This window comes from Psychrobacter sp. T6-6, assembly GCF_052258185.1.
Taxonomy (GTDB): Bacteria; Pseudomonadota; Gammaproteobacteria; order Pseudomonadales; family Moraxellaceae; genus Psychrobacter.
The window spans coordinates 196269-217740 of record NZ_JBQQEX010000003.1 but is presented as its reverse complement, the minus strand read 5'-3'; the positions used below and the strand labels follow the sequence as shown (position 1 = coordinate 217740).

Genomic DNA, 21472 nt, shown 5'->3' with positions numbered 1-21472 from the left:
TTTTATCAGGTTCAAAATCATTTTACATCAGGAACTGTTTTTATAAACCTGTATCTCTACTCACACGACATATAGTGTCGTATAGCATCGCTCACGCCTCAATATACTGCTTAAATTTTGTTATAATTACTCTATCAAATCAGCAGCACTACAGCGTCCTCTACAATGGCTAATAGCTAAGATACAGCTTAAAAATTACTGTAGCGCTCGTAATTACAAACTTATTTTTACTTCTCTCGTTATTTAATTTTACTGTATAGTAGAGCGATATCTTCGATATTACTACTCATACCATGCGTGTGACAACCTATTTATTTTGCTAGATACCAAAACACTGATGACTGTGTATGCCCATCATTAGTGACATAGAATGCACACTGATTATAGTGCTCAGCTCTATAAGTGTTTTATCTATAGCGTCAAATCAATTATCGAAAACAAGGAATCCAATATGGACGACAATAAAGCCAAAGCCCTCAAAGCGGCATTAGGTCAAATTGAAAAGCAATTTGGTAAAAACACCATCATGCATCTGGGTGATGAATCAGCCATTCTTGATGCTGATGTGGTATCGACAGGTTCTCTTGGTTTAGATATCGCGCTTGGTATAGGTGGATTACCAAAAGGTCGTATCGTTGAAATTTATGGTCCTGAAAGCTCAGGTAAGACCACGATGACCCTACAGGCTATTGCAGAGTGTCAAAAACAAGGTGGCACTTGTGCTTTTATCGATGCTGAGCATGCGCTTGACCCTGTCTATGCACGTAAGCTTGGGGTAAATACTGATGACCTACTATTATCGCAACCTGATAATGGTGAGCAAGCGCTTGAAATCACTGATATGCTGGTACGTTCAGGGGCGATCGATATGATCGTTATTGACTCAGTAGCTGCTTTGACTCCGCGCGCAGAGATTGAAGGCGAGATGGGCGACTCACATATGGGTCTACAAGCGCGTCTGATGAGCCAAGCACTGCGCAAAATTACGGGTAATGCTAAACGCTCTAATTGCATGGTAGTATTTATTAACCAGATTCGTATGAAAATTGGTGTTATGTTTGGTAGTCCAGAAACCACGACTGGTGGTAATGCCCTTAAGTTCTACGCTTCTGTCCGTATGGACATTCGCCGTATTGGTGCGGTCAAAAACGGTGACGAAATTATCGGTAACCAAACCCGTGTCAAAGTTATCAAAAACAAAATGGCACCGCCGTTCCGCCAAGCAGAATTTGAGATTACTTATGGCGAAGGTACTAATCATTTGGCTGAAGTCATTGATTTGGGTGTCGAGATTGGTGCTGTTGGCAAAGCAGGCTCATGGTATAGCTACGGCGATGAAAAAATCGGTCAAGGTAAAGCCAATTCTGTACTGTTCTTGAAAGAAAACCCTGCTATCGCCGAAGAAATCGAAGATAAGATTCGTGATGAAAAACTCGGTAAGAAAAAAGGCAGTGAAGCAAAGGATGCAGAGCCAGCTCCTGAACCGGTACAATAATACTCTAACCATTATCAGTAGCCGCTATAAATAGTTATGATTGATTATGAAAATTAAAACATTGGCTGATATTCTAGCTGAGTCGGACTCCGACTCAGTTGGCTCTACCGAGAGCAAGCGAAAAAAACCAATTAAGTATACTGCCAAAAACTTACCTAAAAAGCCAAGCAAATCTAGCAAGCGCTCTACCTATTCCAAGCGCTCTACCTATTCCAAGATAGACAGCTCATCTCTCGATGACTCTACCATCGACAGCACTTTTTTCGAAGCGCCCTCCTCTAGTACAACCAAAGTCTCTAAATCTAAAAAACGTAAAAAGCGTTTCCATCCAGCAGCTAATTTTACTGCTGAGCCAAGTGATGCCTCCACTTATCAACCGCCTGAAGCGCAAACGATTAAGGAGATGCTAGCAGAAGTTAAACATAGCGTTCATAGTGATGAAACCTGCAACCATTCTGCTATGGATAGTAATGTTGAGCTATCCTCAAACGTTTTAGAGGATAAGAACGAACTATACCCTTCCCACAACAGCGAAACGGACAGTCAAAACGATAATATACCAGCTGCGCTTAAGGCCTATTTACGTACACCTGAACAAAAACAAGCCGAAATCGATGCGATCAAAGCCGAAAGCCGATTGCGTTGGCTAGCATTTTATTATTTGTCGCGCCGTGAATATGGCAAAGCTGAACTCAAGCAAAAACTAATCGATAAGGAGCAAGATCCAGAAAAGGTCGATGTACTCATCGATGAGTTTGAAGAAAAAGGCTATCAGAGTGATTATCGCACCACCCTTATGCTCATACGTGAAAATATCCGCAAAGGTCGAGGGCGCGGACGCATCAAGCAAGAATTCTACCGCAAGAAAATCGCTATGCCAGGTAATATCGATGAGCTGATCGATATGGCAAATGCAGAATCGGATGAGTTTAGCGAGTTTGTAGAGGACAGTGAAGACAATATAGTCGATGGCGTAGATTGGCTCAAACTGGCTGTCATCGCACGTACCAAAAAATACGGTAACAACGTCCCTACTGAGCAAAAGGAAAAAGCAAAACAACTGCGATTTTTGCAATATAGAGGGTTCAATACCGATGTCTGTTTCGCAGCGCTCAACTACACAACGGATACTTTGGCTAACCGCTTTTGATTCGTTCTTTATAATATATCGTCAATTATCATATTAATGATATGCTTTAAACGAGACAAAAAAAGAGCACATCGTGAGATGTGCCCCATAGTCATGATTTAAGAGTGCCACCGCTTTAGAAATTCATAGCGTAGACAACTTTAACTCAAATTGATTATTTTAACGTACCAAGACGGTTAGACAGTTGACCAATGATTTGATCGATTTCTTCATTTGCTTCCGCTTCATTGTCCAGGTTGCCATTAGGGGTTAGCTGGTTCATGACTTCAGGTAATAATTCGGCAAGTCCTTGACGTACTTCTGTTTCATTGGCACCTGTATGAGCGGCCACTTTCTGGATTTCGCTTTCGTCAAACAAGCGATTGATTTCATTTGGGTCTAGATTGTCATTGGCCTCGTTCGTACTCATCCAAGAGCGTGCTTGAGCGCCGTGTCCCATACCAGTGATTTTTGATAGTGCACCGCCGATGCCGCCATTACGCTTGATCCAGCTTAGTACCATCGGCATAAGAACAGCGATAAGCATTCCTTTACCACCAAAACCGCTGCTACTACGTTGACCACCTAATACACTACCCAAGATGTCGCCTAACCCACCAGCGCCTGAGCTCACACTACCACGTTGATTGCCACCTGCCAAACCACCTATAATGTCATCTAAACCAAAACCATTATCTGGCTTGCGGTCATATTGCTGCGGATTATAACCACCAGCCTGGCTACTACCGCCAAGCACACTGCCTAATATATCACCTAAGCCACCTGTACGACGTGGTTCGACACGCTGGTTTACCGGATTACGCTGAGCGTCATCTGGGTTCATCGCGCTACGGGCAACTTGACTCACTAAATTCCCTAATAAACTCATTTTCTATTCCTCTTTATCATATTAATTATAATAAAAAACCACCACCTAAGCCGACAGATACGTGCTTTTCACATGTATAAAATCTGCGACATCGAATGGTTGGTTTATATGCTTTATGCTTGTTTATTAATATAGCAAATCTCTTGGAACAGCAAGATAGGTGTTTTGTTATGACATGTAGGTGTTCGTAAGTTCATGGATATGAGGGTCAAGTTGACATAAAAATTTGATAAAGCCCTATGAAGTTTACTCCATAACGGTATTGGCTAGAACATTGAGCGCCCTCCAGTCCTCACTATTTACTTGGTCACGTAAGACTGTTATCGATAAAGGCTTTTGATAAGGCTCTGTTATTTTAAAATTAATAATAATTACCCATGGGTAACGATGTACAGTGAGTAATTGAGCATGCCACAACTCATCACCTCGACCCGTGCGAACCAACAGCTGCCACTGTTTATCAAGACGTTGCCTTAGCGGCGGCTGGCTGATGCGTAACGGTGTCGGACGGAACATAATGAGATAACTAGCAACGGCTACTGAGACTACCAAAATAAGTACATACTGCCACAATACCAAAGATGCCAGCCATGCCAATACCATCATTAAGACGATTAGGCTGGCATAAAGTAACCACCGTAAACGGCTGGCAGTTTGAATAGCGGTATCAATGCGTAGTGAGGTTACCAGCGTCATATGAGTATGCTATGTAAAACGTCAAATATTGGAGTCATCAGTTGCGCTACTTCTACACCAAATCTTTGGTATGGCGCCAAGTTTTTATTTTATTCACTAACGCCCAGATATCATCCTCTTCTGGTCGATTCTGATTGGTAAAATAATCGAGCAAGTCAGGATCTTCATGCGTGAGCATCTGAGCGAAGGTCTCTTGCTCAGTAGCGTCTGCTGTTAGGTACAGCTCTTTAACATAAGGATCAATATAAAAATCTAATTCTTTTAAACCGCGGCGAGCCTGGTAGATAATACGGCGCTGCTCATTGGTTGGTTCTGGTTGGATAATATTGGTCATACAGATACTCTCATTTTTTAAGTGGTTTTTAATAATCGGTTCAATAGTCAGTAAGAGATAGATTTTAGATATAGCATATAAATATTTCTCACAGTAGCACACCTTATCCATCGTCTCGGCTTATCAAGTGACGCTAGTGAGGATATTCTGATAGTTGACTCCACAATGCCACTGCTTGCTGCATCATTCCTACATTATGCGTACGGATGATACTTGCTCCCTGTTGTAACGCAAATATCCCAGCAGCCGTACCGATTGCATCTCGCTCTATGGCTTGTGTACTTTGCATTGCTTGAGCGCTACTGTTAGTCAACACTTCTGCTAAGAAGCGTTTACGTGAAATGCCAAACATCATGGGTAACTGTAACGCCTGTAGTTTGCTTAATTGACTCAATAATGCACAGTGGTGCTCGTAATTTTTAGCAAAACCAAAGCCTGGGTCTATAATAATTTTATCTTTGTTGACACCAGAGCTTATCACTTCGTGAATGCGAGCAGTCAATTCTGTACTCACCTCACCTATCACATCGTCATACTGTGCCAGATTATTCATCGTGGTTGGCTCACCGCGCATATGCATTAGCATAACAGGTATATCAAGAGTCGCTGCCAACTCTGCTGCACCAGTACGTTTTAGTGCTCTGACGTCATTCCAAATATCAGCACCAGCATCAAAGGCTGCCTGCATGACCTTTGGATTACTGGTATCTATAGATAGCCAGATACTATCACCGCAGTGCTGCCGAATTGCGTGAACCACTGGCACGACTCGCTGTAGCTCCTCAGTAGTCGCGACAGTGTCTGCATGGGGACGAGTAGACTCACCGCCGATATCAATAATAGTCGCGCCCTCTTCTATCATCTGCTGACAATGCGCAACAGCCTTATCTACACCGTTAAATTGCCCACCATCTGAAAATGAGTCTGGTGTGACGTTGAGGATACCCATGATATGAGGCTGCGACAAATTCAGTGTTTTGTCGCGACTGGTGATTTTATAGCTGGGCAAAGGCTGGAATAATGACATGACCGATCTCTAATTAATAATCTTTTTTAGCTGCTTTCGTCTATGCTTATGATACCAGTAAATCTTATGCTGTCCTAAAACCTGTATAAAATGATGACAATAAAAAAGCCCTTTATCATAAAGGGCTTTTTTGTCAAATACAGAGTAGCTTACATTTACATCGCTGGTAGTGGTGGCGGCGTAGTCCCAGTAGTTTTGATATCGTTCTTCGACAAGTTCACTTCGTTATGCTGATACACTCTAGGTGGACGTGGATCTTCACCTGCTAAAATGTCCTGCAGTTGATCACGATCAATAGTTTCCCAGTTCATCAATGCATCAACCATCGCATGCATTTTATCTTGGTTACCTTCAATCAATTCACGAGCAATGTCATATTGCTCTTCTAGCATACGGCGTACTTCGTCATCAACCTTTTGCTGCGTGGCTTCTGAGATCGTACGGCCACCGCCACCAAAGTATCCTTGTGAATTGTCATCATCTTCATAAACCATGATACCAAGTGCGTCAGACATACCGTACTTCGTTACCATTGCACGCGCCATTTTGGTTGCACGTTCAAAGTCATTTGAAGCGCCCGTTGACATCTGGTTGATAAAGACTTCCTCGGCGATACGACCACCAAATAAAATAGCAATGTCACTTAGCATTTTTGATTTATACATGCTGGTTTGGTCATGTTCAGGCAGCTGCCAAGTCACACCAAGGGCAAAACCACGCGGCATAATAGTAACTTTATGCACAGGATCTGTACCTGGCAATAGCTCCGCAACCAAAGCATGACCCGCTTCATGATAAGCCGTGGCACGGCGCTCTTCTTCGCGTATCACCATAGATTTGCGTTCAGGGCCCATGTATAGCTTATCTTTTGCATCTTCAAAGTCATTCATGTCGACGCTGGTCTTGTTACGACGTGCGGCAAACAAGGCCGCCTCGTTTACAAGGTTGGCAAGCTGTGCACCACTGAATCCCGGTGTACCACGAGCAAGAGAACTGGCGTCTACACTGATAGTGTTCGGTAGTTTCTTCAAATGTACTTTTAGGATTTGCTCACGACCTTTGATGTCTGGCAAGCCTACTTGTACCTGACGGTCAAAACGACCTGGACGCAATAACGCTTTATCAAGTACGTCAGCACGGTTAGTTGCAGCAATAACGATAACGCCTTCATTACCTTCAAAACCATCCATCTCAACCAATAGCTGGTTCAATGTCTGCTCACGCTCGTCGTTACCACCGCCCATGCCAGAGCCACGATGACGACCAACTGCATCAATCTCATCGATAAAGATGATACAAGGTGCGCTTTTCTTTGCTTGTTCGAACATGTCACGTACACGTGATGCACCAACACCTACGAACATCTCTACAAAGTCAGACCCTGAGATTGAAAAGAACGGTACTTTAGCTTCACCAGCAATGGCGCGAGCTAGCAATGTCTTACCAGTACCCGGCGGACCTACCATCAAGATACCACGGGGAATCGTCGCACCAAGTTTAGTAAATTTATCTGGATCGCGTAAGAAATCGACCACTTCAACGACTTCTTCTTTGGCCTCTTCACAACCAGCCACGTCTTCGAAGTTCACGTTGATTTGATCTTCAGTCAGCATTTTCGCTTTTGACTTACCAAAGCTCATCGGACCGCCGCCTTTACCACCAGCGCCGCCTTGCATATTACGCATAAAGAATAAGAACAGACCAATAATCAGTAAAATTGGGAAACTGGCTATCAGTAGCTGCATCAGTACGCTTTGGCGCTTTGGTGCCGTTCCTTGAACTTCGACTTGGTTCTCACGTAGCATTGGCATTAGCTGGTCATCTGACACAGCTGGTCTAATGGTCTCAAAAGATGAACCATTTTTCTTTTCGCCGGTGATCTGTTCGCCATCGATCTCAACACTGGCTACTTGGTTTTCTGACACAGCGGTCACAAACTCAGAGTAGTTAAGGTTATCCGGCTCAGAAGACTGATCAAAGCCGCTAAACACCAGTACCAAAACGCCGATTACCACCAGCCACAATAAGGTATTTTTTACCATGTCGCTCACTAGTTATTCCCATCCCTTACTTATTGGTGTGTTTACTAAACACGTGACGTCTATAAACGTGTTACTCATTTTTGATAAATATTTCAATACTAAAAACACTTGCTCAAAATAGCGTGATCCAAAAATAGCAGAAAGGCTTTTTTGGCAAGCAATCAGTATAGAAAAACATAGATATATCGTTAATGAGCTTATAAAACGCTTGTCATCAGACGACTTTGCCTAAAACGTATGCTAAAAACAAAGGTAATATACCATGATATATGGTGCTAACCCGCATAATTCAAGCAGGTTTTGCGATTATTCGTTGAACGATTGTCACAGTTTTAATATTGCGATAGCACTACTTTATGGTGCCTTATTATCTTGCTTACAAGATCTGCAACTTATTGATGTTAAAACTATTTAATCGCTATCCAAAACATCTCTTTTGATCGCGGTCGCGAAGCCCCTGGCTTTATACTACGAATCTTACTAAAATCCTGCTGCATCTGCTTGCGTAATTCTTGGGTACCTTGACCCTGAAACACTTTCATAATAAGTGCGCCACCTTCTGGTAAGGTTGATAAAGCAAAGTCAACTGCCAGCTCGCACAGATACATCATACGTGGCTGATCAATAGCACTGTTCCCAGCCGTATTGGGTGCCATATCAGACAGCACCACATCGACTTGCCTGTCACCTACTTCTGCCATAATGGCATCAAATACTTCAGCTTCACGGAAATCACCCTGAATAAAGGTGACATCAGGTAAAGTATCCATCGGTAAAATGTCAGACGCAATCAAAATGCCATTGTCTCCGACCAGTTGACCAGCTACTTGAGACCAACTACCAGGAGCACTTCCCAAATCTACGACCGTCATGCCTTTTTTAATCAAACTCGTTTTTTCATTAATCTCTAACAACTTATAAGCTGCACGGGCACGGTAGCCATCTTTTTGCGCTTTCTGTACATAATGATCGTCGATATGTTCTTTCATCCAAGCACTGCTGCTCTTTGACAGTTTTTTGTTTTCGATACGCGTGGCCAAAATACCTGCTCCTATGACTTGGCAAACTTAAATATACTCTTTTCAATTACGCTATGACTAGCAATCTAAACTCAATAAGACGTTGATTATTTTAAATGTATCATCGATTAAGCCATTTATTCATGATTGGTCACAAACTGACTAAATTCTATTGGTTAAAACACTGTTTTATAGGGCAGTAGCGTTTATAATATAACAAAACATTCAGTTTAACATTTCCGTCACGTAAAATCGTGCAAAATCCTGCGGATCTCATGCAAGACGGTCTCAGATTATCTATAATGATCAATAACTGTTTCTGACTGTACCCTTTTTATTTTTACCAACACCTAGGAATTCTATGCAACTCGATAACGCTACTATCAAACGCTTAAAAGGCATCGGTCACGAGCTAAAGCCTATCGTTATGATTGGCAACAAAGGTATCACACCGACCATTACTGAAGAGATTGATCGCGCTTTATCAGATCATGAACTTATCAAAGTAAAACTGCCTGCTGGTACCAAAGAAGAACGTGACGTCGTTGGTGCTCAGCTCGCCAAAGCGGCCAATGCGTCTTTGGTTCACTCTATTGGCCGTATGGCACTGCTGCTACGTCAAAACCCAAACGCAAACCCAAAACTGTCTAACCTAGCACGTCATGCGCAATAAGATGATGAGCTGATAACTAGGGTGTGTTCTCATTTTGAAAATATCAAAATACGCTCTAAATAATGACAGCAAATATAAAAGCCGCGATGCATCTTGCTCGCGGCTTTTATATTGCCTGGTAGCTGAAGACTTAATTGGCACCTGATACTAATGCTTAGTAGCCGTCATTTTCATTACTCTTTTATAATTACTATCGAGTTTTATAGACAATGAATCAATCTTTTACTCTCTGTATAGCGACAGAGTCATTAGAGCAAGATGCACAGCTGCTAGGCGTAACTACTGATGATCTGCAGCGTATCGATATCAAAGTAATCGCTGATATTATCAAGCAGCCCGCATTACAATTACGGTTAACCTATCAAATCACCTTACCCAGTCACGTATTAGCAAGTCACGTATTAGCGAGTCAATTGGCGTGGCCAGTTTGGCAGCAATCCCGAGTAAAATTTACTGATTATCTATGGGAAGAGACCTGCCTTGAGTGTTTTATCACTGGCCGCACCATCAGTGGTAAAGAGTCAACGATACGTCAGCAAACAGCGCCTTATATTGAAGTCAATGCCAGTCCTGATGGTCGCTATGCACTCTATAAGTTTAAAGGCTATCGTAACCCTGCTACCTTACCACCAACACCGCTATACGATACTGACGGACTCACACGCGTAGCTATCAACTGGTCTGATAGTGTCAGTCAGCCAGAAACATCTATAAAGAGCGAGCTATCACTAGTAAATTCGTCTTATCAATATGAACGTCGCTTTTCTATTCCTATAACTGAATTACCTAACCATAAATACAGCGTTGCCAATATAACCGTTGAGCAGATACATCCTTGTGTTATTTTGCAGTTTGGTGAGCGCAGTTTATATTTTGCCTCTCAGCACGCCTCTCCACCTGATTTTCATAACCATGACTATTGGTCAACATTTGAGCTTTAACGTGATGCTATGGGTTGTACTCACTCAAATACCCTTATTCTTAATATCTTTGTTTAAAGCACAAAAAAACTCAGCAATGTCATAAAGAGCATTACTGAGTTTGGAGAAAACTTTAGATCTGTTTAACCGATATTTATTTATCAGCCATCGCAAGGTAGATACCACGGTTAGATGCGTCATCGACATACTGCGAATCACGCCATGTCGTGTAGCTATAATTACCGCTGTATGGGCTGATGCTGTTTTGACGGAAATCAGATACCCAGTCGTTACCATCAAAAATCTGAATATGACCATGCGGACGACTTGACGTACGGTTGTAGACAACCACATCGCCAACTTGAGGTGCCATATCATTACTGATTTTGGTAAATCCTGCTTGGGCTAGCGTGCCACGAGAGGCATACTGATATGCTGAAGGATTCGGCGTAAACTCATAGCCTGCTGACTGTAATGCTTTACGTACATAGCGAGCACAATAGCCAGAGCTTCTAGATAGGGCTACTCGTGAAGCATTTGCCGCTGCGATAGCAGGAGCAGAGTTGCGATCAGGAACGCGACTCGCTTGCTGCTGACGCTGCTCGTAAGACAAACGACTCGTCAATGAGGCAAGCTGATATTCTTTCTGTTTAGCATGAGCACTTAGGTTGTCAATGGCTTGACTGATCTCATCGTTGCTATATACATGAGCACCGCTATTAGTGCTATAGATGTTGCGACTAGAACCGTAGTTCGCAGAAGTAGAGATATTTGTGATGGTATGACTCAAGGTATTATTTGGTTGAAAGGTTGTTTCGGCAGCACCACTCGTCTGTGCTATGCCCATTCCCAATACTGACAAAATTAATAAAGCTTGTTTCATAAATTTACTACCTATTGTTAATACAAGTCTGCTCGTCATCCGTGACAAAGCATCGATTAATTTAGAGGATATAATTATCAGATAAACGTGATAAAATCCTGATCACAACAGCTCGTTCTTTTATAGTGACTAATACCAGTACCTTGCTTAGTCAACTGTCTCATAAACCCTATGCTATATACTGCTTCTAGCATGTCTGTTCTGAATATCGAATTTGTCACCTAATAGATGAGTCATTACGATGTCAAAAAAACAGCCTAATCGGCTTGCCCAGCTTATAGATCATCAAGCTTTCGCTGGTAGCGCACTACCTCAAACTCTTGCTGATAACATGCGGCTGTATATAGAGGCGACCAATGAGGTAAAAGAGCTGCTGGTAGACTGTCTACCTGAGGAAATCCTCAATACCTGTTGGGTCGTAGGCTTAACCTCTGAGCAATTAATACTCAGTGTAGGCTCAATGACAGCGGCCAATCATATTCGCTATTTACAAAACGCTTATTTGCAAGTGTTAACAGAGCAGTCAATTACATTTAAACAACTCAAGCAAATCCGCGTTGTAGTAGCTAAAATATCTACTGATAATAGTTCATCTAAACAATCATCAGTGTTATCAGCAACCTTATCAAAACCTTGTAAAGCCAATGAAAATCAGGCTCTTAGCCAAAACACAAGAAGGACTATATCACAGGCTGCGGAGCATGTCACCACTGATAAAAACCTCAAAAAAGCGCTTTTGCGTTTGATAAATGAGTAAAAATATAAATATTGCAATGTAAAGTTATGTAAACAAAAATGCATAATGGCATGGATAACGCTGGGTTTTTGTAATCTATTACACAAAAAAAATCATCTGCCAGTTCCACTTATATCTAAAATGGAACCAACAGATGATTCTTTATTTGCCTACAGCTTTTGTATACAGTGCCTTAGACAGAAAACTAAAAAATTACCTAGACTATATATTCAAAATATGACATATTATATTAATGTAATCATAACGTCACTATGTAATATTACGTAAATGTTTCGATACTTCGTGTATATTCCTGTATTTATCCTTCAACCGCTAAACCATTCAGCGGTAAATACTCTATTGGGCATGTTACATTGTCATCAAAAGTTACAATTTCAAAGTTATCTTCATCAGATAATATCTCACGTACTAGCAAATTGTTTAATGCATGACCAGACTTATAGGCACTAAAACGTCCTATAATCGGATAACCAATCAAATATAAGTCCCCTAATGCATCTAAAATCTTGTGACGAACAAACTCGTCGTTAAAACGTAGACCCTCTTCGTTAAGAATATTCATGTCATCAATGACGATAGCATTGTCCATACTGCCACCTAGAGCCAGATTGTTTTGGCGCATGGCTTCTATATCACGCAAAAATCCAAAAGTACGGGCTTCACTCAATTGCTCAATGAAGTTCTGTGTAGAAAACTGTAGCTGTGCGTGTTGAAAGTTTTTATCGATAGCAGGATGATCAAAGTCAATCTCAAAATTCAATTCAAACCCGTCATAAGGGCGCAGCTCTGCCCACTTATCATCTACTTTTACGCGGACTGGACGGATGATTTTGATAAACTTCTTTGAAGCTTCTTGCTCACAAAACCCTGCATCAAGTAATAAAGCAACAAAAGGCGCTGCACTGCCATCCATGATAGGTATCTCAGAGGCAGAAACACGAACGAGTAAATTATCTACCCCAAGTCCAGCAATCGCGCTAAGCAAGTGCTCGACGGTACCTACTCGCGTCCCACCGAATACTAGATTCGAGGACATCATAGTATCGTGTACCAAAAATGCATTTGCTGGGATAGGCTCGCTACCTACAATATCGGAGCGCTCGAAAACAATACCAGTATCAACCGGCTGTGGATGGAACTCTAAGTCAACAGGCTGACCACTATGTAGACCAGTACCTGTAACGGCTATCGCTGTTTTTATGGTTCTTTGGTTCATGGCTGTTTTCTCACATATTTTGTTACAATTGACATAGTGTACCATTACCTACGCCTAATTCGCTACAAATAAAAAGCGTTAATTTCCTTATCTCCTTGATTGATAACACTTATCGTCCCTATTACTATCCTTGTTGTGGCTCTATTCCTATAACTTTTATGTGCAATTTAAGGATTTAGACAGTAGTTTTTGGACATACTTTTATAGTTTGAAACATTTCATCGTAGTACAACCTTTATTATCGTTCCCTTATATACGAGTCCTGATCTATAGACATAAAAAAGCCAGCATTTAGATGCTGGCTTCTTTGTATGGGGTTAGGGCTATTTGTTTTGTTGGCGCTTCAGATAGTCTTGGATACTATTGGTCTTTGTCTTTGTTTGCTCTTGAGGCGTACTTGGACGCGGAGCAGTGTCCTGATGCATCTGAGCTTGCGAATGCTTCTGGCTGTTCAATGCACTGGTATGCACATTAGGATCGACAGGCTGTGTGCTATTTACAGAAGGTACCGGCTGCTCAACCACTTCTGGCTCTTGACCTGCATTTTCATCCAGAGTCAAACCTGTTGCAATGACTGTGACATGCAAGTCATCACCCATTTTTTCATCAATCACAGAACCATAGAAAATATGAGCGTCATCAATGTCAGTAATTTCTTCAACGATGATACTAATTTTGCTCATCTCATCCAATGATAACGATTCAGAAGAAATGACGTTAACCAGTAGGCCTTTGGCATTTTCTAGACGTAAATCGTCAAGTAATGGTGATCTAATGGCTTTTTCAGTGGCTTGACGGGCACGATCATCACCGCTAGCGCGGCCGATACCCATCATTGCATGACCTTTAGCAGTCATTGCTGTGCGAATGTCGTTAAAGTCAATATTAATCATACCTTCGCTAGCAATCGTCTCTGCAATACCTTGCACAGCATGCAACAACACATCATCTGCTTTTTTGAAGGCATCTTGCATAGAGATGTTACCGTACACACTCATCAACTTATCATTTGGAATGGTGATAATTGAATCAACGAAATTAGTGAGCTGCTCGATACCTGCTTTAGCAGCTTTGATGCGCTTACCGCCTTCAAACTTAAATGGTGTGGTTACGACAGCCACTGTCAACACTTCCATTTCTTTTGCAATACGTGCAACAACGGGCGCTGCACCTGTACCTGTACCGCCGCCCATACCAGCGGTGATGAACACCATATCTGAATGTTCGAGCAATGCGCGGATAGATTCTTCTTCACTTTCGGCAGCTTCACGACCCACTTCTGGATTTGCCCCTGCACCTAGACCACGGTTTGTTTTGGCACCAAGCTGTAGCTTGTGCGGTGCAGTTAGACGATCTAGCGCTTGCTTATCTGTATTAGCACAGACGAACGTTACACCTCTAATTCCTTGTTGTACCATATGTTCAACTGCATTACCGCCGCCGCCGCCAACACCGAATACAGTGAAGCTCGCTTGGCCGTTGTTTTGAAGCTGATTATCATCTGGCATGGTGTATTTTGACATAAAAAAGATTCTCCAGTTGCAGATAGCGTATAGGTCGATACGTATTGACGCACTCATATGGCGCGCTATCGACATACTATATATAAATGTATTTAAATAAAACAGGGCTATAGATCAAATAGTTCAGCATAGACAATAATATGTCATTACCTAAAGGTATTACTTTTCTTGCTTAGCGTATTGTTATCAATATTATTTCAATTTTTCTCAAATTACTCATTAGTGTCTTGTGGGCTGCTTAGACATTAAATAACTCATAAAAACAGGACTGCAAAGCACACTACTATAGTATTTTTTTCAACACGTTAGCGAAGCGTTGCCCTGCGCTTTGAAAGACACCTGTGACTCGATTTTTTTGGATCGTATCAGGCTCGCTTTTTTCACTGCGGCGAAACTGCTCGCTTTGACTATATAGTAGTGTACCAAAAGCCGTTTGATAAGCACGGTCGTTCACCTGACTATTAAGCTGCTTGAATGATTCATCATTATCAAAATGGTTATAGGCACTGATAGCAGGATGAGTATTGGTCAATACGACTGGCATTTTTAGCAGTCTTTTGGCAAAAGGTATCATGCCTTTGATTGTACTACCGCCACCCGTTAGTACGATGCCCTTATCTATATAGCCTATCAAACCCGCTTCATGTAACTGACGGGCCACTTCTGTAAATATCTGCACATAACGTGCTTCGATAATGCGTGCTAGATTATAGATACCGATATTGATTTCATCACTAGACCCTTGCGGCTTAAACAAGAAGAAAGCGCTGGGGTCAACGCTGGTAGCGTCAGCAGTTCCGTGAGATTTTTTCAACCGCTCAGCTTCGATCATCGATATGCCAAAATCAGCTGAGATATCCATCGTTACTTCGTGACTGCCAGTAGCAATACAATGGGTAAAGATTAATTTATTTTCTTTATAAACGCAGATACTGGTCGTGCTGGCACCAATATCCACCAAGCACACGCCTTGCTGACGCTCTTCACTCATCAAACTATATTCGGCACTGGTCACCGCGTCGAACACAATATGATCGATACCGACGTCGCAACTTTGCAATAATTTTTGGATATTTTGGCGGCTAGCGACTGGCATCATCATCATGTGATACATCACAGTAATGTTGTGTGCCATCATCTCAATGACGTCATCGACCATAAAATCTTGATCGTCGACGTAGATACCTTGCTGGCAACAATGCATAAGGTAGTAATCAGATGGTAGATCGCGTGATTTGGCATTAGACAATGCCTGTACCATATCATTGGCTCGCACGACTTCATCTTCTACCCTAACTTCCCCTGCGCTGTTTTTACTAGACAGTTCGGGAGTCGCTAGGGTTAACCACACACTATGCACGCGGCAGTTAGCAGTATCTTCAGCTTCTTGGATAGCTTGCTTGATAGCACCTTGTAGACGTTCACGATGCTTTATTTGCCCTTGATAAAAATCGCTGTTCTTAACTTTCCCCACGCCCAAAATACGAATGTCTTTTGCAGAGACAACATTGCCAATAACGACATATACTGCCGTGGCACTTAAATGGACAACAACCAGATTTTCATTATTTTTCATGGTACCAGACAAATTATCGCTAGACAGGAGCACATACAATGTCCTCCTGTTGAATCGTTAAAAAAAGCGTTATTAACACGCTATGATGTTGTACATATATTATTCGTTTAAGCCAAATAGTTTCAAATCAGGTCATGACCACTCATTGACTATGCTGCTTTGCTTAGTGCTACTGTGGCTGTTCTAATTCCTCAACAGGTGATGCTGACATATCCCAAGCTATGGTAAAGCCGTTTTTATAACGTAAATCTACAGACTGTATCTCATCACGGCGTCCGCTTAACTGATTGCCAAGTAGCTGGCTTAGATTCAGTAACTTCTGCGCCGTGTTTTCATTATCAACAATAACGCGTAAGCCATTATCAAAACGAATCAACCACGTCATTCTTGGTGATAAGATAATATCGGCAACTTGCATATCAAGTGGTGTATACCAATCGTTGACCTGCTGCATTTGTTGCATAATAACTGGTGCTTGAGTCATCTCACCTTGTAAGGTAGCAAAACGTTCCTGAGTCAAATCGTTACTATCAGCGGGAACAAAAACAGCGCCCTTTGCATCGACCAGACGTTCTGTACCAAAGTTGGCGACCGCTTGCTTCGGTAAAGCGGTAACAACAATACCGCGTTGCCAGTCACGAGAGATACTCACTTGATCAACCCAGGCCAAACCCGTCGTGATATCTCGCAACGCTTGTAGATCGGAAGTAAAAAAACTACTGACCTTTTGCTGATCCATCACCGTTTGCAACGAGTTATATTGGGCGCTAGACAATCCTTGGTTACTGACATGAATCTCAGCTGGCGGTGCATCACGCAGTGCTTTGCCACCCATTATCAATATCAGTACTAGCAATCCTATTACCAATATCATAAAAAGATATTTGACCGAATTCGGTATCTGGATTTTAGATACTGGGCGACCGGCTTTATCACTCATCAAGTCAGTTACCTCGTTGACAGTTTGAGCCATAACGACCTTTGTCCCTATATTTGCATAAAACTGATCATGCTCATTATTGATATAAATCTGCATACACTTTGCAGAAGCCTATTCATTCGATATATTATCAAAGTCTGTCAATAAAACGACTCGTACACTGCAATTATTCTTATTTAAACGTAACATTTTTCTTAGGTTATGAATAACTTATGAGTTATCTCTATCACAGAGATAAATATTATTAAACTAAACCCATTCTTGCAATATTAACGTATTTCATAGTCAAACAATAGCCTAACACTCGTTAGCAGCCTTGAATTTACACAAGTTTACATGAAGCTATGATATAGCAGCTTTAGCAACACGTTGAACACGCTAATAACGGTTAGTAGTATGGGATAAAAACACGACTATATAACTACAACTAACTATAGAACCGCAAATGAATTAAACAGCGAATAACTATACTGTCTGCGATAGTATGTGCCAGCACAATGTATCAAAGTCCATGCCGCGTGCTTTGGCTGCCATCGGGACCAAGCTATGGCTAGTCATACCAGGCACTGTGTTAATCTCTAGTAGCCAGAAATTGCCTGCTTCATCTTGCATGGCATCAATACGCCCCCAACCTTTTGCATCCACTGCACGAAATGCAGCAAGACTTAAATCTTGTAGATGCTTTTCGTCGGCAGCAGTCAATCCGCAAGGAATATAGTAGCTGGTATCATTGCGATTGTACTTTGCTTCAAAATCATAGAAGTTGGTAATGTCGGCAGGCTCAAGGCGGATGACAGGATAAGCTTCGTCATCAATAATCACAATCGTAAATTCACGACCTGTAATCCAGCGTTCAGCCATTACAGCATCACCGCACTGTACTGCGGTAGCATAAGCAGCAGGCAACTCATCTAAATGGTTGACCTTTGTCATACCAATACTTGAGCCTTCATGAACGGGTTTGATGATAAGTGGTAGACCCAGCATGTTAACCACTTGCTGCCAATCCGTATCGGCCGTCAATAATGAAAAAGGGGCTGTCGATAAACCGCAACCTTGCCATAGCTGCTTGGTACGGACTTTATCCATGCCCAATGCTGATGCCAAAATACCTGAGCCGGTCTGCGGTATGTCAAACCACTGCAGTACACCTTGTAATAAACCGTCTTCACCGCCGCGACCATGTAAGACGTTGAACACGCGATCGTACTCACGTAATTCTGTGATATCTTGATGCTTTGGATCAAAGTGAGTTGCATCGACGCCTTGATTTTGAAGTGCTTGCAAGACAGCAGCGCCACTATCCAAAGACACACTACGCTCATTGCTACTGCCACCATAAACGACGGCAACCTTTCCGAACTGCTTCGCGTCTTTTACATGACTGGTTATCGTACTGACAGAGGTTACGTTGTCTGTTTTGTTTGACGTAGTATCAACGTTATCTTGTTTTACTTGTGCAGCTGCGGCCATTGCCATCTCTGGATTGGTAATGGCTTGGTTCTGATTGCTTGTATTGTCTTTATTATTAGTCGTCATGAGGACAGCTCCTAAATTTTAGCTTACTTGATATAAAGGTTATTGGCAGCCAAGTCGACAGCAATCTGTCCCACGTTACCTGCACCTTGCGTGATGAGCATATCATTGGCTTTTAATAAACGCTGCATAACAGGAGCTAGATTGTCTTTGTCAATAATCGTTGGCTCAACTTCACCGCGCAGACGAATACTGCGTGCTAATGATTTGGTATCAGCGCCTGTGATCGGACTCTCACCTGCTGAATAAACATCCAATAGTAGTAGCTCGTCTACACTTGATAACACATCAACAAAATCATCGTAGCAATCGCGAGTACGGCTATAACGATGTGGCTGGAACAGCATAACCAAACGACGATCAGGGAAGCTTTGGCGCGCGGCTTTGATAGTGGCGTCGACTTCTTTTGGGTGATGACCATAATCATCAATCAATAAGACATTGCCATCATCGATATCCACAGAAGCATGCTGTTCAAAGCGACGCCCTACCCCTTCAAATTTCTGTAGCGCACGCTCAATCGCTGCATCATCTACCCCTTCATCGGTTGCCATCGTGATAGCAGCAAGCGCGTTGTAGACGTTGTGCGTACCAGGAATATTCAGCGTCAAACGCAGCGGCTCACGGTCACGGCGCAATACAGTAAAATGTGTTTTGGTACCTTCAGTTACCAAATCGATGGCTTGTACGTCGTTAAAGGGCTCAAGTCCAAAGGTCAACACTGGGCGACCAATATCATCGATCATTGCATACAACTCAGGATCATCACCACATACCACTGCTAAGCCATAAAATGGCATGTTCTGCAAAAACTGAATATAGGCGGCTTTTAGTTTATCAAAGCTGTTTTCATAAGTTTCCATATGGTCTTGGTCGATGTTAGTCACGATCGCGGCCATCGGGCGCAATGATAAAAATGACGCATCAGACTCATCTGCTTCTGCTACCAAGAAACGGCTGCTACCTAACGCTGCATTCTTACCAGACGCATTTAACTTACCGCCAATCACATAAGTAGGATCTAACTGCCCTTCTGCCATCATCGTAGTCAATAGACTAGTCGTTGTCGTTTTACCATGAGCGCCTGCAACAGCAATACCATGACGATAACGCATCAGCTCACCAAGCATATCGGCGCGGCGTACTACCGGTAGACGCGCTTCAAGCGCTGCCTTCACTTCAGGGTTACTGCGATCAATTGCTGATGACACGACAATCACATCAGCGTTGGCGATGTTTTTGGAATCATGGCCAATTGATATCTTGATACCAATCTGCTGTAGACGCTTAGTAACTAGACTCTCTGCAATATCAGAACCACTGACTTGATAGCCTTGGTTGTTCATTACCTCAGCGATACCGCACATACCTGAGCCACCAATACCAATAAAATGTAAATGCTGAATACGGCGCATTTCTGGTATTTCAATCAAACGCTTAGGTAAGGCTTTGGCAGAGGTAGACATAAAATTTTCTCTTTATTAAAGGATAATAAAAATTAAAGAACAGTAGAAGGTGGTAAATGAAAAATAACGAGTGGCAAGGCGTAAACTATAGCGCTTGCCAAATAATATCAGCGACTTGCTGACTTGCGCTACGATTGGCTAAGGCATGACCCTTTTTTGCCATTGTTAGGCAGTTGTCGCGATTGAGTACCGCAAGCTCATCATGCAAACGCGCCGCGGTCAGCTCAGACTGCGGTAATAGGATTGCCGCATCGTGTGAGGTCAACGTGCGAGCATTCGCCGTTTGATGGTCATCAACGGCATGCGGCAATGGTACAAAGATAGCGGCAATACCGACATTTTGGATTTCGGTCACTGTCAATGCACCAGCACGGCAAACGATGACATCTGCCCAGTTGTAGGCTGCGGCCATATCATTGATAAAAGGCTGTACAGTAAATTGATGCTTGCTTAAATCTTGTTCGCTATAAGCCGCCTGCGTGGCGGCTTCGTTGTTGCGTCCACATTGATGAAGGACTTCGAAGGGCTTATCTAGTAAAGCCAGCGCTTTTGGTACCGTGTCATTTAATACTTGCGCACCAAGTGAGCCGCCCACAACTAATAGTTTAAGCGGTGCATTATCAGTCACATCGTAGCGTACTACCGGTTCTGCAACCCCAGTGATGGCATTGCGCACAGGGTTACCGACAGTTTCAAGCTTGGTATCCTGCTCACTATTGGCAAAGGTATTCTCAAAGGCTTGCAGTGTCTTTGCAGACAGCTTAGACAGGTAGCGATTGCTCATACCAGCAATAGCGTTTTGTTCATGAATAATCAGCGGTGTATTGGTCAGGCGTGCAGCCAGACCACCCGGCGCACTCACATAACCACCGAACCCAACAACCACGTCGATTTGATTACTGCGAATTATTTTTACAGCAGCCATCGTCGCTGATAGCAGAGTGACAGGTAGCTTTAATAGTCGGCCAACGCCTTTACCGCGTAGTCCCTGCATATTGATGGCATGAAAAGGATAACCTGTCGGTTCAACCAAACCATTCTCCATGCCATTTGGGGTTCCTAACCAATGAATCACCGCGCCGCGACGGGTCAACTCATCACTTACTGCAAGCGCTGGAAAAACATGCCCGCCAGTACCAGCTGCCATCATCAATATCTGCGGTGTTTTCATGAACGCCTGCCTATCTTTGCTTTATTTATATGAAGAGTTTATCTTGCTGCTACGATGCCACTAATCAAAAATAATGACATGGCAAAAGCCCGCATAGTATAGAGGAAATCATTGGCTTGTATACAGTACTTTGTGCAGCAAAAACAACAAAAACCTCAGTCGTGAGCTTGCACGACTGAG

The 21472-nt window shown here is 42.6% G+C and carries 19 protein-coding genes; 5 read left to right on the top strand and 14 right to left on the bottom strand.

Annotated features, from left to right (window positions below):
• Positions 1-451 precede the first annotated feature (451 nt).
• Entirely contained in the window at positions 452-1495 is a 1044-nt protein-coding gene (recA, locus tag ACTXGL_RS06830) for a recombinase RecA (protein WP_443525762.1), read from the top strand.
• A 46-nt stretch (positions 1496-1541) separates the two neighbouring features.
• A complete protein-coding gene (locus ACTXGL_RS06825) occupies positions 1542-2645 on the top strand; it encodes a regulatory protein RecX (protein WP_443525761.1) in 1104 nt (367 codons plus the stop codon).
• 154 nt (positions 2646-2799) lie between these two features.
• Here the strand turns inward: ACTXGL_RS06825 and ACTXGL_RS06820 are convergent, their stop codons facing one another.
• The 6 genes from ACTXGL_RS06820 to ACTXGL_RS06795 form a co-directional block, all read right to left on the bottom strand.
• Positions 2800-3513 carry a YidB family protein gene (locus ACTXGL_RS06820; RefSeq protein WP_443525759.1) on the bottom strand — a complete coding sequence of 238 codons (714 nt, stop codon included), beginning with the start codon at positions 3511-3513 and terminating at the stop codon, positions 2800-2802.
• A 246-nt stretch (positions 3514-3759) separates the two neighbouring features.
• Entirely contained in the window at positions 3760-4209 is a 450-nt protein-coding gene (locus ACTXGL_RS06815) for a hypothetical protein (RefSeq protein ID WP_443525757.1), read from the bottom strand.
• Between the two features lie 52 nt (positions 4210-4261).
• Positions 4262-4543: an FAD assembly factor SdhE gene (locus ACTXGL_RS06810; RefSeq protein ID WP_443525756.1), complete on the bottom strand. Its 282-nt coding sequence runs from the start codon at positions 4541-4543 to the stop codon at positions 4262-4264.
• A gap of 133 nt (positions 4544-4676) precedes the next feature.
• Positions 4677-5570: a dihydropteroate synthase gene (folP, locus tag ACTXGL_RS06805; RefSeq protein ID WP_443525754.1), complete on the bottom strand. Its 894-nt coding sequence runs from the start codon at positions 5568-5570 to the stop codon at positions 4677-4679.
• A 155-nt stretch (positions 5571-5725) separates the two neighbouring features.
• Positions 5726-7621: an ATP-dependent zinc metalloprotease FtsH gene (ftsH, locus tag ACTXGL_RS06800; RefSeq protein ID WP_443525752.1), complete on the bottom strand. Its 1896-nt coding sequence runs from the start codon at positions 7619-7621 to the stop codon at positions 5726-5728.
• A 398-nt stretch (positions 7622-8019) separates the two neighbouring features.
• Positions 8020-8652 (bottom strand): RlmE family RNA methyltransferase, encoded by a 633-nt coding sequence (locus ACTXGL_RS06795; RefSeq protein ID WP_319051419.1) that lies wholly within the window; start codon positions 8650-8652, stop codon positions 8020-8022.
• A 340-nt stretch (positions 8653-8992) separates the two neighbouring features.
• On the opposite strand from ACTXGL_RS06795, the gene ACTXGL_RS06790 reads away from it, so the two are divergent.
• Both ACTXGL_RS06790 and ACTXGL_RS06785 read left to right on the top strand, forming a co-directional pair.
• Positions 8993-9304, top strand: coding sequence for a YhbY family RNA-binding protein (locus ACTXGL_RS06790; RefSeq protein ID WP_319051418.1), 312 nt, complete (start codon positions 8993-8995; stop codon positions 9302-9304).
• Between the two features lie 209 nt (positions 9305-9513).
• Positions 9514-10245 (top strand): DOMON domain-containing protein, encoded by a 732-nt coding sequence (locus ACTXGL_RS06785; protein WP_443525750.1) that lies wholly within the window; start codon positions 9514-9516, stop codon positions 10243-10245.
• 133 nt (positions 10246-10378) lie between these two features.
• Here ACTXGL_RS06785 and ACTXGL_RS06780 read toward each other — a convergent pair whose 3' ends face one another.
• Positions 10379-11107, bottom strand: coding sequence for a CHAP domain-containing protein (locus ACTXGL_RS06780; RefSeq protein ID WP_319051416.1), 729 nt, complete (start codon positions 11105-11107; stop codon positions 10379-10381).
• Positions 11108-11348: 241 nt separating this feature from the next.
• On the opposite strand from ACTXGL_RS06780, the gene ACTXGL_RS06775 reads away from it, so the two are divergent.
• Positions 11349-11864: a hypothetical protein gene (locus ACTXGL_RS06775; RefSeq protein ID WP_443525749.1), complete on the top strand. Its 516-nt coding sequence runs from the start codon at positions 11349-11351 to the stop codon at positions 11862-11864.
• Positions 11865-12162: 298 nt separating this feature from the next.
• Here the strand turns inward: ACTXGL_RS06775 and lpxC are convergent, their stop codons facing one another.
• From lpxC to murG, 7 genes are all read right to left on the bottom strand, one after another.
• Positions 12163-13080, bottom strand: coding sequence for a UDP-3-O-acyl-N-acetylglucosamine deacetylase (lpxC, locus tag ACTXGL_RS06770; RefSeq protein ID WP_443525747.1), 918 nt, complete (start codon positions 13078-13080; stop codon positions 12163-12165).
• Positions 13081-13403: 323 nt separating this feature from the next.
• Positions 13404-14603: a cell division protein FtsZ gene (ftsZ, locus tag ACTXGL_RS06765; protein ID WP_443525746.1), complete on the bottom strand. Its 1200-nt coding sequence runs from the start codon at positions 14601-14603 to the stop codon at positions 13404-13406.
• 283 nt (positions 14604-14886) lie between these two features.
• Positions 14887-16212 (bottom strand): cell division protein FtsA, encoded by a 1326-nt coding sequence (ftsA, locus tag ACTXGL_RS06760; RefSeq protein ID WP_443525745.1) that lies wholly within the window; start codon positions 16210-16212, stop codon positions 14887-14889.
• Between the two features lie 136 nt (positions 16213-16348).
• Positions 16349-17152: a cell division protein FtsQ/DivIB gene (locus tag ACTXGL_RS06755; RefSeq protein WP_443525744.1), complete on the bottom strand. Its 804-nt coding sequence runs from the start codon at positions 17150-17152 to the stop codon at positions 16349-16351.
• Between the two features lie 432 nt (positions 17153-17584).
• Positions 17585-18658 carry a D-alanine--D-alanine ligase gene (locus ACTXGL_RS06750; protein ID WP_443525742.1) on the bottom strand — a complete coding sequence of 358 codons (1074 nt, stop codon included), beginning with the start codon at positions 18656-18658 and terminating at the stop codon, positions 17585-17587.
• 23 nt (positions 18659-18681) lie between these two features.
• Positions 18682-20121: a UDP-N-acetylmuramate--L-alanine ligase gene (murC, locus tag ACTXGL_RS06745; protein ID WP_443525741.1), complete on the bottom strand. Its 1440-nt coding sequence runs from the start codon at positions 20119-20121 to the stop codon at positions 18682-18684.
• A gap of 85 nt (positions 20122-20206) precedes the next feature.
• Positions 20207-21292, bottom strand: coding sequence for an undecaprenyldiphospho-muramoylpentapeptide beta-N-acetylglucosaminyltransferase (murG, locus tag ACTXGL_RS06740; RefSeq protein ID WP_443525740.1), 1086 nt, complete (start codon positions 21290-21292; stop codon positions 20207-20209).
• Between the last annotated feature and the right edge of the window lie 180 nt (positions 21293-21472).

What these genes read in the sequence shown, in the direction of transcription:
- ACTXGL_RS06790 (WP_319051418.1), top strand. Translation starts at nt 8,993, where the DNA reads ATGCAACTCGATAACGCTACTATCAAACGCTTAAAAGGCATCGGTCAC.
- ACTXGL_RS06820 (WP_443525759.1), bottom strand. Translation starts at nt 3,513, where the DNA reads ATGAGTTTATTAGGGAATTTAGTGAGTCAAGTTGCCCGTAGCGCGATG.
- ACTXGL_RS06775 (WP_443525749.1), top strand. Translation starts at nt 11,349, where the DNA reads ATGTCAAAAAAACAGCCTAATCGGCTTGCCCAGCTTATAGATCATCAA.
- ACTXGL_RS06815 (WP_443525757.1), bottom strand. Translation starts at nt 4,209, where the DNA reads ATGACGCTGGTAACCTCACTACGCATTGATACCGCTATTCAAACTGCC.
- murC (WP_443525741.1), bottom strand. Translation starts at nt 20,121, where the DNA reads ATGTCTACCTCTGCCAAAGCCTTACCTAAGCGTTTGATTGAAATACCA.
- ACTXGL_RS06780 (WP_319051416.1), bottom strand. Translation starts at nt 11,107, where the DNA reads ATGAAACAAGCTTTATTAATTTTGTCAGTATTGGGAATGGGCATAGCA.
- murG (WP_443525740.1), bottom strand. Translation starts at nt 21,292, where the DNA reads ATGAAAACACCGCAGATATTGATGATGGCAGCTGGTACTGGCGGGCAT.
- ACTXGL_RS06750 (WP_443525742.1), bottom strand. Translation starts at nt 18,658, where the DNA reads ATGACGACTAATAATAAAGACAATACAAGCAATCAGAACCAAGCCATT.
- ACTXGL_RS06785 (WP_443525750.1), top strand. Translation starts at nt 9,514, where the DNA reads ATGAATCAATCTTTTACTCTCTGTATAGCGACAGAGTCATTAGAGCAA.
- folP (WP_443525754.1), bottom strand. Translation starts at nt 5,570, where the DNA reads ATGTCATTATTCCAGCCTTTGCCCAGCTATAAAATCACCAGTCGCGAC.
- lpxC (WP_443525747.1), bottom strand. Translation starts at nt 13,080, where the DNA reads ATGAACCAAAGAACCATAAAAACAGCGATAGCCGTTACAGGTACTGGT.
- ACTXGL_RS06825 (WP_443525761.1), top strand. Translation starts at nt 1,542, where the DNA reads ATGAAAATTAAAACATTGGCTGATATTCTAGCTGAGTCGGACTCCGAC.
- recA (WP_443525762.1), top strand. Translation starts at nt 452, where the DNA reads ATGGACGACAATAAAGCCAAAGCCCTCAAAGCGGCATTAGGTCAAATT.
- ACTXGL_RS06755 (WP_443525744.1), bottom strand. Translation starts at nt 17,152, where the DNA reads ATGGCTCAAACTGTCAACGAGGTAACTGACTTGATGAGTGATAAAGCC.
- ACTXGL_RS06810 (WP_443525756.1), bottom strand. Translation starts at nt 4,543, where the DNA reads ATGACCAATATTATCCAACCAGAACCAACCAATGAGCAGCGCCGTATT.
- ftsZ (WP_443525746.1), bottom strand. Translation starts at nt 14,603, where the DNA reads ATGTCAAAATACACCATGCCAGATGATAATCAGCTTCAAAACAACGGC.